The following is a 13,151-nucleotide window of genomic DNA, read 5'->3' as shown; positions in this document are numbered from 1 at the left end:
GGCGCGGTAGGCCGCTCCTTGCTATTACGGCGTAATAGTTCTGGCCGACTCGTGGGAGTGAGAAGCGGCCGGTGGCTGCGGGACAGCGGTGCTGCGGTGGCGGTGTCCTCAAGGCCAGCTGGCTAGACCCCCGCTGGCTATTACGGCGTAATAACTCGCCCCCTCGTCTACGCCGCATCGCGTCTCCAGAGGCCATCGGAGACCGCGCAAGCCGTTCCAGCCCAGCTGCGCGGTCCGCTGGATGACCTGCCCGTTACAATAGACGTGAATAAACCGTATGAAACGAGAGGGTGGGTGGATCGGTGGAGATCATCCTGACTGTCAAGGAGCCCAGCAAGGAGTTTCAGAGGGACTTGCTGGCTTTGTTGGCGAGGCACGCCGATCAGGTGCGGATGGACTCCGACTGGGATGACGAGCGCGCGGCTCGCTTCTATGAGTCGCTGCCTGCACGGGCTCGGCGGATCATCCAGGGTGCAGTGGCAGGAGGGGGCTTTGTCTCCGCGGACGCACTGCGACTCACTCCTGACGCGAGTTTGCGTGGCCACGCTGGTGCGTTGAAGCAGACGCTGGAGCGAGGGGTCCGCATGGGCTGGTGGCCTGAGGGGATGCGTCCTCCAGTCAAACCGGTGGGGCCGGGCTTCGGGAAGGTGCAGGGCTACCGCATGCCGGCTGACCTACTGGAGATCTTCAGCTCTGTGTTGCCGCATGGCGCACAGCCCCCCACCGTTGGCAGTGATTCAGTGGCATAGACAGGTGGCGCTTCACTCAACCGGGGCGCGCCACGGTGTCCTGCTATGGCTCCACCGCTCCTCGACCCCCGCCCACTTCCAGACGAGTAGGGCGACGACCCAGGTGGCGAAGAAGAGTCCGACGATGATGAAGCCGACGGTGTTGAGGTTCACGCCGCCGATCCACTGCCAGAAGGCCCCGTGCAGGTCGAGCTTGTCGGCAAGGAGGCCTAGCAGTTCCACGGTACCGATGAGGAGGGCTACGGCGACGGACATGCCGGTGATGGTGAGGTTGTAGTAGACCTTGCGGACCGGTTTGGAGAACGCCCAGCCGTAGGCGAAGTTCATGAACGTGCCGTCGATAGTGTCGAGGAGGGACATGCCGGCCGCGAAGAGGACGGGCAGGCAGAGGATGGCGTACCAGGGCAGACCGGAGGCGGCGCTGGAGCCGGCGAGGACCAGTAGGGCGATCTCCGTCGCCGTGTCGAAGCCGAGCCCGAAGAGCAGGCCCAGCGGGTACATCTGCCAAGGTCGGGTGATCGACTTCATCAGGGTGCCGAGTATCCGGTTGAGAAATCCCCGCTTGTTGAGGTGCTCCTCCAGTTCCGTCTCGTCGTAGTGTCCGGAGCGCATGCCCCGGAAGACCTTCCAGATGCCTACCAGGGCGAGAAGGTTGATGAGGGCGATGACGTACAGGAACGCCCCGGAGACCAGGGTGCCGATCCAGCTCGTCAGGGTGTGCAGGGTGGAGTTGTCGTCCTGAAGCGGGCCGGCGAGGCCTTTGATCCCGAACGCCAGGAGGAGGGAGAGGGCGAACACGATGCTGGAGTGGCCCAGAGAGAACCAGAAACCGACCGACAGGGGCCGTTTCTCGGAGTTCATCAGTTTCCGGGTCGTGTTGTCGATGGCCGCGATGTGGTCGGCGTCGAAGGCGTGCCGCATCCCGAGGACGTAGGCGGTGACGCCTATGCCCACGCCGAAGCCCTTCTGCCCCACGGTGAAGTGGTGAGGGGCCACAACGGTGATGAGGATGCCCCAGCCGATGATGTGCAAGGCGGCGATGACGGCGAAGACGCCCCCCAGGCGCGACCACTCGGCCTTCGTCAGCGAGCGACGGACTGTGGACAGTCGGCCGGGGGAGGAGGGTGGCCTCAGAGTGGGAGCGGACATGATGGTTCCTCTTCCGTGGGTGCGGGCGCGGCTGGCGCCTGGGTGCGCTCATGAGAAAAGCCGTGCGGACCTGCGTCAGGTCCGCACGGCTCAGTGCGTCAGACCGTTCAGGCCGCCGACGGCACGTACGGGAAGGTCTGCGACGGCTTCGCGGTGATCGACTCCTTGCCGATGCCCAGGGTCACCGGGGTGTTGCTGGCGAAGGAGAACATCACGTCCGGCGCGTTGTCCGTCAGGGTGCGGCCGTTCCACCGCGCGAACCCGTACGATGCGGGGGTGCCGACCTCGTACGGCAGGACGTTGGGGAGGATCCGGTCCACCACCGTCTTGGCGTATGCCTCGGGGTCCTCGGCCGTGCCGTAGGCACGGACCACGCCGGCGACCGACTCGGTGAGGGCCTTGCCGTACAGCGCCACGTCCTCGCTCGGCACGTTCTCGTTGAGCCGGTCGCCGAGGGTCTCGTTGTACTGGGTGAAGAGCGGGTGGATCATCGGCAGGCCGGCCCGGTTGATCGGACGCCAGCCACCGGCGTCCGTGGCCAGGAAGGCGACGGCCCATACATCGATCTTGCGGTCCTCACCGGCGATGGGCAGCAGCTCCTCGTCAGCGACCTCCAGGACGATCGAGTACACGGTGTGGCCGGCGAACAGGTTGGCCGCCCGCTCGGGGTCCCAGGAGGACAGGTCGACCTTGGTCCCGTCCTGGAAGGCGTGACCGACGGCGTGCAGGACATCCGGCTCGATCCAGAAGGGATCGCCCGCCTTGCCGACCCAGGCGCGGCTGCCACCGGGCAGCTCCAGGGTCTCGCCGGTGCGGCCCCGGCCGATCACCGTCCCCTCGGCGAAGTCGTCCTGAGCATCGGGCCCGGCCAGCCGGCGCACCTCATAGGTCTGGACGCCGTTCGTGTCGGCCTCGGCGAAGGTGAAGCGGTAGGTGACGTCTTCGATCGCGTCGCCATTGGAATCGATCTTGAACTCGTACTTGCCCTCCGGGTGCAGGCCGCGGGGGATGTCCTCGCCGGCCAGCGAGTGGCTGTGGTCCGTGACGAACACGGTGCCCTGCTCTCCTCGGAAGACGTACAGGTCCGTGATGTCCAGGCGCGGGTCCTGGCGGGCGATGGGGGAGTCGAGGTGGTGGGACATGGTGCTCTCGCTTTCTTGTCGAAGCCGTGCTCCACAGTCTGCTGAGATGACGGACCGCGATCTGTCGAGATGGCTCCAGAGTCGGTTGAGCGTCACCCACACAGCCCATGTGGGGTTTACCCGACAAGCCCTCCGCCGATCGCCCTGCGCAGCTCAGGAGGACAATGCGACCTCTTGGTCCACTTCCCGTAGGTACAGGCGAGCCAGCTGAACCCGGGACCGAACGCCCAGCTTCTCGAAGGCGTGACGTACGTGGGTGTTCACTGTGTGTGGCGACAGGAAAAGTCGTTCCGCGGCCTGTCGATTCGTCGCGCCGTGGGCGATCAGGCGCACAACGCCCAGTTCCGACGGCGTCAGTCCGCGCCATCCGGCGTCCTGTGCTCCGCCGGCAGTGATGGGCTTGATACCCAGCTTGCGCAACCGGCTGCGCGCGCGCCGGCTGTCGCGCTCGGCGCCGCATGCTTCGTACCCCTCCAGTGCCCGTTCGAAGCAGGCTTGTGCTTCGGATGGGTCGGCCATCAGCGTGCCGGCGTCCTCCCACGCCTGGGATCTGAGCAGCGGGCGCCCGTTCCCGTAACCCTCGGCCGCCTCCACGATCCTGCACCGGTCGCCGTCCAGAAGTCCCCGCGCATGCCGGGCCGTCACCTCGAAGAGCGGGAAGCGCGGGTTGCGTTGTGCCCGGCTCTCAGCGAACTCCACGACAGAAGCGGCGACTTCACGCATTCCAGAAGCCAATGCGACACGAACGAGCAGGACCGCGTCCCCGGCATCGATACCAGCCACGTGAACGTATCCTCGCGTCAAGTGCGCCTTGGCAATTCGTAGTTGACGCTCAGTCAGTTCCTCGCCACGACAAGCCGTCGTGACTGTGGTGATCCATGCCCCGATCCGGCGCTGCTGCGGTTCGGCACTCGACAGCAATTCCTCGGCCCGTGCCGCGCAGGCTTCGATTCCCGCGTCATCACTGAGGTGGAAGGCCAACCGGGCCTTGGTGCACAGCGCCGCCGACTCCCCGGTGAAGGAAAGCCCGGTGGCCGCGACGGCCTCCTCGGCGGCTGCCAGATCCCGTGCCGCGGCCGCCAACTGCCCGGTGTCCAGCAGAAGGCGGGCCCGAGTGGTCCGCCACAGGGGTATGAGCGCGCGTCGCCCGTGCTGTTCGGCCTCTTCGACCGCCGCCTCCACCAGCTCCAGGGCGCCCCGGTCATCTCCGGTCACACTCAGGACAGAGGCGCGCCAGCTGGTGGTGAGGGCCACCTCGGGAAGGGCGGCCGCCCGACCGGGATCGAGGTGTGCGAGGCCCGCTGTGGCCGCGTCGCTGTGCTTGAGGGCGTCCGCCCAGTGATGCCGGTGAACGGCGTTGATCGACTGCAGGGTCCGATGCGTCAGTTCACTGACGGGGTGCACACCGCGCGTCCGCATCAGGGTCTCTGCCACGGTACCGCCGGCCTCCTCGGCATCGCCGCTGAGCAGGCGGTTGAGCATGGTCATCGACAGCAACTGGTCCTTGAGCGGGACCGGCACGTCACGTCGACGATGGATGTGACGGATGTGGGCGTCGAGCCGGGGGACATCGAACTGACTGCCCATACGGGTCAGTTCCAAGCAGGCTCGTGCGTGGGCGACGGGATCGGGCGGCGTCTGGACGAGGCCGCGCGCCACATCACGAGCCTCGGCGATCTCGCCCGCCTGCCACAGCAAGGGAATGAGCTCCACCGAAAGGCGTTGACGCTCGGGGCACAGCTCCGTGGTGATCTCCAGAGCCTGCTGGAGATACCGGGCCGCGGTGCCAGGTGCCACGAAAGCCAGCTCCTGCGCGGCCTGCCGCAGGATACGCCCTGCCCAGACGTCCCCTGGTTCGGCGACGTCGACCAGCTCGCCGGCCAGCGACACGATGGGCACGCCCGCTCGCGCCCGGACCTCGACGGAGCGTCTGCGGACGGAGAGGCGTAGGGGCCGGGGCAGCGTTGCCGCGACCGCATCGCGCAGTGGCGCGTGCGGGAAGGACAGACGGTCGTCACCCGCCCGCAACAGCCGTGCCGCCAGGACCTCACGCAGCGGCGCGAGCAGTGCGGGTTCGGATCGGTCCAGCAGCTGGGACAAGTGCTGGACGGTGAACGTGTCACCCAGCACCGAGGCGATCAGCACCAGTTCCCGCGCGTCCTCGGAGAGCTGGTCGAGACGGCGGGTGACCAGCCAGGAGGTTACCTCCCACACGCCACCCGTATCCGCGGCCGGGCCCTGTGCGACGGGAGAGACGTCCTGGAGGTGCGCGCACAACTGTCGTACCGTTCCCGGGAGTCCATCGAGGTAGCAGAGAAAAGGCGTCGCCAGGGCCGCCTGCGCGCCCAAGAGGTCCTGTGTCATCTGCCGGATCGCGTCCGGTGCGAGCGGACCCAGTTCGAGTTGCGTCGCGTTCCTGGTGAACAGGTCCCGGCGCAGTGCTCGCACGGCTGGCGCTTCCGCATGGGTCCGGGATGCGAGTACCCACAGCAGCGGTAGGCCTGCGAGTTGTACCGTGAGGGTGCGTACGGCCAACAGCGTCAGGTCGTCGCAGTCGTGCACGTCGTCGACGAGCACGACGACCGGCCGGTCGCGGGTGAGTTCACGCAGACGGCCGGCGACCTTGCGCAGCAGCCAGTAGGAGGTGTCCTCAAGGTCCGGGACACCGGCGCTCGGCCCGTGGGTGAGGTCGTCGGGCTCGACAGCGAGAGCGTCCAGCAGCGGTGCCAGGGGAGTCATCCTGCCGCCCGCCGTCCCGGCGCCCGTGAGTACATGCGCCCCGGCCAGGGCCGCTTCGTTCCCGGCGAAGGCCAGGGTGCGGGACTTGCCCGCTCCGGCCGGTCCCTCGAGCCACAGCACTCCGCCGCCGTTGCGGTGGACGTGCCTGCGTACCCACTGAGTGAGCCGCTCCTGTTCCGCTCTGCGCCCGCGCACGGGGAACGAGGTCGCCTCGGCGACGGCGCCGGGCATTATTCTCAGGGTGTCAATCGCCTGGCTCAAGGCATCCTCCAGGGGTCCGTGTTCACTGCGACCGACGGGGGCACGAGACCGTGAGGCGTCAGTGCCGGGAGCCGGCATCCGATGGGCAGGACGGGCACATGAGATCCCGCGGCCAGCCGATCGAGTGCAAGGCCGCCGTCCCCCGTACCGGGGGTGTGGCCTTCCCCGCGTCATCAGACATAGTGGGCAATCCCGCGTCCCCTTGGCTGTCGAGAGCGCCTGAGAAGTGGTCCGGGCGCTCCCCAGGGCGGATGTCGGGACAACCCCACATGACGGCTCCGTACCGGGTTCACCGCCCCTTCCCCGGGTGCGATGGGCCGTGTGTGGCGCGGGCGTCGCCGCAGGTCCCTCCACTCGGCTGTGGGGTCCTCCCCAGGGTGGGCGCCGGGATGTCCCGTGGGAGATGTCGAGGTCGCACTACAGCCGGGGCGGCGGACCGGTCGCGACACTGGGAACCTGTCACGCCAGTCTCGGCAGCTAGGCCGGCGGGCCTCTCCGCGCGGGTGGCTGAGCATCGGCCGCCCACACGGAGAGGGACCGGGACGTGACTGTTGACGATGGATGGTCGCCGGTGGAACCGACGACTCGATAAGGACCCTGCCGGACGCGCTGCTCGCGGACGGCACGGAGAAACGGGAAGTGAACAGATGGCACAGCTGCAGACCGCGCGGTTCGAGGACCAGTCTGTTCCGCACCGGGCGATGGTGAGCGCGCTCCGCGGGTTTCGAGTGCGCCGCCGCGCCGCCAGGCTTGCCGGAGCCCTGATCTCCGTGAGCGTCGGCACCACCCTGCTGGTGACCCCGGGCCTGACCCGCACCACGGTGGGGATCGTCTTCGGGCTGCAGTTCGCTGTACAGGGTGTGCTCCAGCTGTTCGCCGCGCAAGAGGCGAGGGTGCCGCGTCCCGTGCGCTGGCTCCTGACCGCCGGTGGGCTCCTCGTCCTGTTCCTGGCGGTCTCCTTCTTCCGCGGCCATGCCGACTCCGTGTTCCTGCTGGGCCTGTGGACAGGTTTCGGTCTGCTCCTTCGCGGCTTCACCATGGCGGTGTCGATGATGCCGTCCTCGGTCAGTCACGTGGTCGCCTACGACGACCTGCTGAACGCGCTGATCGTCTCGGTCGGTCTCTTCATGACCGCCTTTCCCTTCTCATCCCTTGGCCAACTGACCTATCTTGCCGGGTTCGCCCTGATTCTTACCGGCCTGGTGGAGGCCGTCGGTGCCTTCCGCCGCCCCAGCAGGGCGCTGCGCACGCTGCACTGAATAGGCGGCTCGCTGCAATGCCCGCATTTCGCATCGGTAATTCGTTTCATTGCACAAGATGATTCCCGGCGCGACGCGGCGGGCGATCCGGTCGGCCCACAGGAGGTTTGAAATGACGAAGTGTCACATGAGGGTTGAGATCACGCACTGGATCGCCCGGCGACTTCCCGTGCCGATTATGTGCGAGTTCTCGTTCGACCCGGGTGACCCCCTGGCCGTCACTCTGATCTTCGACTCGGAGGGGGAGTATCCGGTGCGCTGGGTGTTCGCCCGTGACTTGCTGACAGAAGGTCTCACCGCCAGATCCGGTCGGGGTGACGTGGAGTTGTGGCCGGTTCACTCCGATGGCCGGCGTTTCCTGTGGATTCAGGTCGGGAACGCGCGCGCCGGCCGAACGGCGCTCTTCGAGGTGCCGGCTCAGTCGGTTGCCCAGTGGCTCGCCGGTTGTTACGGCCTGGTGCCGCGCGGCGCGGAGATGGCGGGCGTGGACTGGGGCGAGCTGACGCAGCTCATCCAGTGAGGTGGTCCAGGTTTCACAAATCGACAACCGAAGTAAGTCAATACCACGGGCGCGGCGTGTCGGCAGTCAGTGAGTTGACTCCGCGAGGGCAGACAGTCGGTTCACTTTCGTGTAGCGGTAACACAGTCCGCGTGTGACCGGCCAGCCCGGCCAATGGGACGAGGCGTAGTATCTGTGGGAGCGCCTGAGACACGCCCCCTCAGTAACCGCATGACACACATCGACATAGAGCCTTCGTCCTAGAGCCGAACCAAGGAGGGTCTGCGGCATGCCTGACGCCGAACTGACCACCACTGAGCTGCTGACGCATTACAGTTCCCAGCTCTCCAGAGACCTCGAAGAGAATGTGCAGGAGCAGGACAGGGTCCGAAGTGAGATCGAGGCACTTCAGGCTCGTCTGCTGACCCTGCAACGGGACCACACCGTACTCGCGACCATGCAGCAGGCCCTGGAAAGTGGCATTCCCCTGCAACAGGTCCGCATGTCGTCCCCCTCCCAGGGCTATGACCTGCCTGCCGTCTCCGCACCGGGCGCCACGCGGAGGAAGCAGCAGACACCGACCCTGGTGGCCCTGATCCGGAGGTACCTTGCCGAACAGTCGGAACCGTGTTCCGCGGCGGAGGTCGCGGCCGCGCTGAGCGAGGCCCATCCGGACCGCGTCATCAAGACGACCGTGGTGCGCACCACGCTGGAGGGGCTCGTCGCCCGGAGCAGCGCGCAGAGGCTCAAGCAGGGGCACTCGGTGTTCTACATGAGTCTGGAGAAGCCCCCAGGAGATGGCATGGCGGGAACCGACGCCGGCGAGGACGGCTCCACCGGCCTCTCTGCGGTCGACGGCTGACGGCGCCTGCTCCGCAGGCCGCGGGGCCAGGCTCCTCAATCGGGAGAGCGTGGCCCCGCTCCTGCAGTGGGAACGAGCAGGGAATTGTCATGAGCAGGTCACTGCCCGGTCGACCAGTGTCAGTCATCTGACGGATGCTCCACGACTGTCGAGTAAAAGAGGATAAAGCCAGTGAAACCCCGCGTGTTGCCTGTGAGTTCGGCCAGTGCGGGGAAGGAAGGAGGAAGAAGATGCGAACCCGACTGCTGCCTCTGCTGAGTGACTGGGAGTGGCAGGAACGAGCGGCCTGCCGCGGGATGAGCAGCACTGTCTTCTTCTCCCCTGCGGGGGAGAGGGGCCGCGAACGCCGGAAGCGCGAGGAGCGGGCCCGCCGGATATGCGGCCGGTGCGAGGTCATCGAGGCGTGCGCCGCCATGGCCCTCGACTACAGGGAGCGGTACGGGGTGTGGGGAGGCATGTCGGCAGGTGAACGCCAGGGCATCCTCGGCGAAGGCCAGCAGGATGCCGGCCAGGTCACCAGCTGAATATGCCCCTCGTGTGAGTAATCCGTAAGCGTTACCCGAGATCACTCGCAGGAAACCCACATTCCGCGCCCGAACACCTCATGACGCCGGGTGAAGGTGTACCCACTGCGTACACCCGCCGGGAATTGGTTTGAAGGCACAACGAGATCGCCTAGGGTCGTTCGCGGAAGCAAGTCTGTTGCGCCCCGGCTCCCTGCCCCCTTCCGGGAGCGGTGAGGACGCTGTCCTCCCCGACTGGCCGTGCGCCCTCCGCTTTCGTTCCCCTCTGGCGACTCGTGGTGATTCAATGCTCAACAACGGATCGAACGTCGTGCACACCAGTGCGGAGCCGATGCCGGCCACGGCAGGTCACGGCCCGTTGCTCACGGCGGTGGAAGGTCCTGTGCTGCTGCCCGACGACATCGGCTACCGGGAGGAGTGCCGCACGTTCAACCTCTCCCGCGCGCTGACTCCGGCCGTCGTCGTCGGTGCCACCCGCACCGACGACGTGGCCGCAGCCGTACGCCACGCGGGCCGTCTCGGCATGCCGGTCGCGGTGCGCAACCAGGGCCACCAGGTGGTGCTGCCCACGGCCGAGGACGCTCTGCTGATCACCACCAACCGCCTTCAGGAGATATCCGTCGACCCCGGACGGCGCACCGTGAGGGTGGGCGCCGGGGTCACCTGGGCCCAGGTGCTCGCAGAGACGGGCAAGACCGGACTGGCACCCATCGTCGGATCCGCTCCGCACGTCGGCGTCATCGGTTACACGCTGGGCGGCGGACTGAGCCCGCTTCTGGGCCGCAAACTGGGCTACGCGGCGGACCACGTCCGCTGGATGGAGGTGGTCACTGCCGACGGAGCCGTCCGCGAGGTGACTCCCGAGCGCGCTCCGGACCTGTTCTGGGCGCTCCTGGGAGGCAAAGGCAACTTCGGCGTCGTCACGCGCATGGAGTTCGACGTCTTCCCGTTCCCCCGCTTCTACGGCGGCGGCCTGTGGTTCCGCGGCGAGGAGATGCTCCCCGTGCTGGAGGCATGGCGGGCGCTGGTCCCGGAACTCGGCGAGGACACCATGACCTCCTTCTCCGTCCAGCGGCTGCCGGACGTCGCCGCGCTGCCGCAGCCGCTGCGTGGAGCCTTCGTCCTGCACGTCCGGCTGGGGCATCTGGGTGACAGCGCGACGGGCGCGCGGATCGCCGCGCCGCTGCGCGCCGCCGCCACACCGGTCTTCGACACGCTCACGGAGCGTCCCTTCGGCGAGATAGGCGAGATCCACCGGGACCCCGTTCACGCCATGCCGCTTGTGGAGACGGGCTTCGCCCTGCGCGAGTTCTCCGCCGACACTCTCGGCCGTCTCATGGAACTCACCGGTCCCGACTCAGGGTGCTCGATGAAGAACGTGGAGGTGCGTGCGCTGGGCGGTGCGCTGGACCGGGAGCCTGCCCGGCCCAACTCCGTGTCCTCCCGCGGGGTGCCTTACATGACGTTCGCGGTGGGCAGTGGTTCGCCCGCACAACTGCGGACCATGACGGAGTTCGCCCGTGCGTACGTCTGTGGCCTCACCCCGTGGCGGGCTCCGCACCATGTGATCAACTTCCTGTCGCCGGACGAGGCCCTGAGTGAGGCCGAGGTCCGCGATGTCTACGGCGCCGAGCGCTATGCCCGGCTTGCCGCCCTCAAGCGCGTCTACGACCCGGCCAACATGTTCCGGTTCAACCACAACATCAGGCCGGCGGCGTAGCCGACCCCTGCCCTGGCCTGGTGCCGGGCAGGGCGTACCCAGTGAAACGAATGGGCCTCGCGGTGCGGGGCCGCGAAAGGAATCCAGTGGCCGAGCTGTTCTACGACGCCGATGCCGACCTGTCCATCATCCAGGGCCGCAAGGTCGCGGTCATCGGCTACGGCAGCCAGGGCCACGCCCACGCCCTGTCGCTGCGTGACTCCGGTGTGGACGTGCGTGTCGGTCTGCACGAGGGCTCGAAGTCCAAGGCCAAGGCCGAGGAGCAGGGCCTGCGCGTGGTGACGCCGGCCGAGGCCGCCGCCGAGGCCGACGTCATCATGATCCTGGTTCCGGACCCGATCCAGGCCCAGGTGTACGAGGAGTCCATCGCGCCGAACCTGAAGGACGGCGACGCGCTGTTCTTCGGTCATGGCTTCAACATCCGCTTCGGTTTCATCAAGCCCCCGGCGGGCGTGGACGTGTGCATGGTCGCGCCGAAGGGCCCGGGTCACCTGGTGCGCCGTCAGTACGAGGAGGGGCGCGGTGTTCCCTGCATCGTGGCGGTGGAGCAGGACGCCTCCGGCGGTGCCTTCGCGCTGGCCCTGTCGTACGCCAAGGGCATCGGCGGCACCCGCGCCGGCGTCATCAAGACGACCTTCACCGAGGAGACCGAGACCGACCTGTTCGGTGAGCAGGCCGTGCTGTGCGGTGGTACGGCCGCGCTGGTGAAGGCGGGCTTCGAGACGCTGACCGAGGCGGGTTACCAGCCGGAGATCGCCTACTTCGAGTGCCTGCACGAGCTGAAGCTGATCGTGGACCTCATGTACGAGGGCGGTCTGGAGAAGATGCGCTGGTCGATCTCGGAGACCGCGGAGTGGGGCGACTACGTCACCGGTCCGCGGATCATCACGGACGCCACGAAGGCCGAGATGAAGAAGGTCCTCGCCGAGATCCAGGACGGTTCCTTCGCCCGGAACTGGATGGACGAGTACCACGGCGGTCTGAAGAAGTACAACGAGTACAAGAAGCAGGACTCCGAGCACCTGTTGGAGACCACCGGCAAGCAGCTGCGCAAGCTGATGAGCTGGGTGCAGGACGGCGATGTCTGACCGGACGGCTGCAACGGCCCGTGGCGCGGACTTCGCGGCTCTCCTTCTCGACAGCCATGTGCGGCTCGTGGGCACGCCGTTGTGCCCACAGCGGTGGCGGGAGGGGGAGGCGGCCGACTGGCTGTACGGCCGGGCGCCCTTCGGACTGCTCGCACACGACACCTCGGCGGATCCCCGCTTCATCTACGCCAACCGCACCGCACAGCGCTGCTTCGGCTACAGCGAGGCGGAGTTCACCGGTCTGCCGTCCCGGTTGTCCGCGGCGCCCGACGCTCAGGAGGACCGGGACGCGTTCGTCGCCGCGGTGGACCGGCAGGGTTTCGCGGACGGTTACCGGGGGCGCAGGGTCCGCAAGGACGGCAGCCTCTTCTGGATAGAGAACGTCTGCATGTGGGACCTGGTGGACGCCGACGGGCACAAGCACGGCCAGGCGGCGGTCTTCCGGTCCTGGTCCGACGTCACCGGCCCAAGCTGATCATCCGAGGGTTATCCATGAGACGGAGAACGAGATGACTGACGAGTCGGGCACCCGGGTGCCGCCCGGACAGGCCGGGGAGACCGACGGGCACACCGAGGCCGTCGAAGTGTTCTTCGACGACCTGGACGCCTTCGGGATGCTCTACCACGGGCGATTCGCCGCCCTGCTGGAGCGGGCCATCACCCGGTACTTCGCCGGGCTGGGCATGTCACTGGGCCATCCCGACCTCAATGTGGTGGTCCGGGAACTGCTGGTCGTCTTCGAACGGCCGGTCACCCGGATCGGGCCGGTGGACGTGACGTTCCAGCTCGGTCGCCTGGGCCGTACCAGCGCGGAGTTCGCCTTCCGGATCCACTCCGGCGGACATACGCATGCGCACGGTCGACGCGTCATCGTCAAGATCGACCCGAGGACCGCGGTACCCGAACCGTGGACGGACAAGACGCGGGAGATCCTGGAACGCGATCTGCTCAACCGCGCTGACGCCTGAAGGGCGGAAAGGTCACCGCTGGGGGACGCCCGAACGGCATGAACCGCACAACCGTCCAGGAGTGGACCAGTGGGCGTGGCGAACGCACAAGGACCACGAAGCCGGGCCGGAAGGCGGTCCGGGCAACGGTGAAGCCGCTGGTCGGCGTCCGGCGCGAGTCCCTGCCGTGTGCGCGCAGGGCGGATCGTACG

Annotated in this window: 12 protein-coding genes; 9 read left to right on the top strand and 3 right to left on the bottom strand. The window is 67.5% G+C overall.

Annotated elements, in window-relative coordinates:
• The first annotated feature begins 302 nt into the window (after positions 1-302).
• Positions 303-749 (top strand): hypothetical protein, encoded by a 447-nt coding sequence (locus ACH4LD_RS39860; protein ID WP_398057237.1) that lies wholly within the window; start codon positions 303-305, stop codon positions 747-749.
• A gap of 12 nt (positions 750-761) precedes the next feature.
• Here ACH4LD_RS39860 and ACH4LD_RS39855 read toward each other — a convergent pair whose 3' ends face one another.
• From ACH4LD_RS39855 to ACH4LD_RS39845, 3 genes are all read right to left on the bottom strand, one after another.
• Positions 762-1,898, bottom strand: coding sequence for a HoxN/HupN/NixA family nickel/cobalt transporter (locus tag ACH4LD_RS39855; RefSeq protein ID WP_398057238.1), 1,137 nt, complete (start codon positions 1,896-1,898; stop codon positions 762-764).
• 107 nt (positions 1,899-2,005) lie between these two features.
• Positions 2,006-3,040 carry a DUF4331 family protein gene (locus ACH4LD_RS39850; RefSeq protein ID WP_398057239.1) on the bottom strand — a complete coding sequence of 345 codons (1,035 nt, stop codon included), beginning with the start codon at positions 3,038-3,040 and terminating at the stop codon, positions 2,006-2,008.
• A 153-nt stretch (positions 3,041-3,193) separates the two neighbouring features.
• Complete coding sequence (locus tag ACH4LD_RS39845) at positions 3,194-6,040, bottom strand: LuxR C-terminal-related transcriptional regulator (RefSeq protein WP_398057240.1); 2,847 nt, start codon at positions 6,038-6,040, stop codon at positions 3,194-3,196.
• A 647-nt stretch (positions 6,041-6,687) separates the two neighbouring features.
• Between ACH4LD_RS39845 and ACH4LD_RS39840 the strand changes: the two genes are divergently transcribed.
• From ACH4LD_RS39840 to ACH4LD_RS39805, 8 genes are all read left to right on the top strand, one after another.
• Positions 6,688-7,299 (top strand): DUF308 domain-containing protein, encoded by a 612-nt coding sequence (locus ACH4LD_RS39840; RefSeq protein ID WP_398057241.1) that lies wholly within the window; start codon positions 6,688-6,690, stop codon positions 7,297-7,299.
• A gap of 127 nt (positions 7,300-7,426) precedes the next feature.
• Positions 7,427-7,819: an SsgA family sporulation/cell division regulator gene (locus ACH4LD_RS39835; protein ID WP_398057242.1), complete on the top strand. Its 393-nt coding sequence runs from the start codon at positions 7,427-7,429 to the stop codon at positions 7,817-7,819.
• Positions 7,820-8,087: 268 nt separating this feature from the next.
• Positions 8,088-8,660: a hypothetical protein gene (locus ACH4LD_RS39830; protein WP_398057244.1), complete on the top strand. Its 573-nt coding sequence runs from the start codon at positions 8,088-8,090 to the stop codon at positions 8,658-8,660.
• A gap of 230 nt (positions 8,661-8,890) precedes the next feature.
• On the top strand, positions 8,891-9,184 hold the full coding sequence (locus ACH4LD_RS39825) for a WhiB family transcriptional regulator (protein WP_398057245.1): 294 nt from the start codon (positions 8,891-8,893) through the stop codon (positions 9,182-9,184).
• Between the two features lie 286 nt (positions 9,185-9,470).
• The gene (locus ACH4LD_RS39820) at positions 9,471-10,904 is read left to right on the top strand and encodes an FAD-binding protein (RefSeq protein WP_398057246.1); all 1,434 of its coding nucleotides are present in this window, start codon (positions 9,471-9,473) and stop codon (positions 10,902-10,904) included.
• Between the two features lie 86 nt (positions 10,905-10,990).
• Positions 10,991-11,992: a ketol-acid reductoisomerase gene (ilvC, locus tag ACH4LD_RS39815; protein WP_398057247.1), complete on the top strand. Its 1,002-nt coding sequence runs from the start codon at positions 10,991-10,993 to the stop codon at positions 11,990-11,992.
• Positions 11,985-12,467 (top strand): MEKHLA domain-containing protein, encoded by a 483-nt coding sequence (locus tag ACH4LD_RS39810; RefSeq protein WP_398057248.1) that lies wholly within the window; start codon positions 11,985-11,987, stop codon positions 12,465-12,467. The genes ilvC and ACH4LD_RS39810 overlap by 8 nt, the downstream gene beginning before the upstream one ends.
• A gap of 34 nt (positions 12,468-12,501) precedes the next feature.
• Complete coding sequence (locus ACH4LD_RS39805; protein ID WP_398057249.1) at positions 12,502-12,960, top strand: acyl-CoA thioesterase; 459 nt, start codon at positions 12,502-12,504, stop codon at positions 12,958-12,960.
• Positions 12,961-13,151 lie beyond the last annotated feature (191 nt).

Origin of the sequence: Streptomyces sp. NPDC017676 (genome assembly GCF_044329325.1) — a bacterium.
Taxonomy (GTDB): Bacteria; Actinomycetota; Actinomycetes; order Streptomycetales; family Streptomycetaceae; genus Streptomyces.
The sequence above is the reverse complement of the archived record's forward strand: the minus strand, read 5'-3'. Positions and strand labels throughout refer to the sequence as shown.